Here is a 618-nt window from a genome sequence, read left to right on the forward strand (position 1 = left end):
TGATGCTGTCGCGCTCGGCATCGGTCAGCACGCCGACCTTGGCCAGCATGGTGGCGTGGGCGATCGAGCCCATGATGTCGTGGCGATACAGGCGCTGGTCGAAGGTGACGGAGGCGGTGAAGCGGGCGACGAAGGCGTCGACGGGTTCACTGAAGCGGCCGCCCCAGGACTGATTGGTCTTGTCAGTGCTCATGAATTCGCTCGTATCGGCTGAAGAAAAATGGCGTTGAAACTGGCGCGGATAATAACAGGGTTGCCAATCGTGTCGGTGACACTGGTCGACTGGTTTTTCATGTCGTGAGTTGTGTCAGGTCAAGCCGTGGACGAATTGCACAACGATATTTTTCAATTGAGCAATATCGTCTCGGCAACCGTCTACAGTTGGACAATAGGATCAGCGCACTTCCTGGTGCCAAAGCTGACTATAAGAAGAGGGGTGTCCGTATTGCGTATCAGCAAACCCTGTGGCGATGTGTCGCCAAAGCGGGCCTGGGCCGCCAATCGCCCGGCAGATGAAAATTTAGCTGCCCGACAAGCGGCACTTTTTGACGCTCGCGCTAGTCTTAGCGTGGATCGCGGTGACGGACGTCACTTCACCTGTCTACGCTATCCTTGTGC

The 618-nt window shown here is 56.3% G+C and carries 2 pseudogenes; one reads left to right on the top strand and one right to left on the bottom strand.

Annotation, left to right across the window (positions count from 1 at the left end):
- Positions 1-193 (bottom strand): annotated as a pseudogene (locus D8V06_RS06375) (argininosuccinate lyase); the annotation flags it as partial.
- Positions 194-319: 126 nt separating this feature from the next.
- Here D8V06_RS06375 and D8V06_RS30570 point away from each other — a divergent pair.
- Positions 320-618, top strand: a pseudogene (locus D8V06_RS30570) (hypothetical protein); the annotation flags it as partial.

Source organism: Pseudomonas sp. Sample_24, assembly GCF_004307605.1.
Lineage (GTDB): Bacteria > Pseudomonadota > Gammaproteobacteria > Pseudomonadales > Pseudomonadaceae > Aquipseudomonas.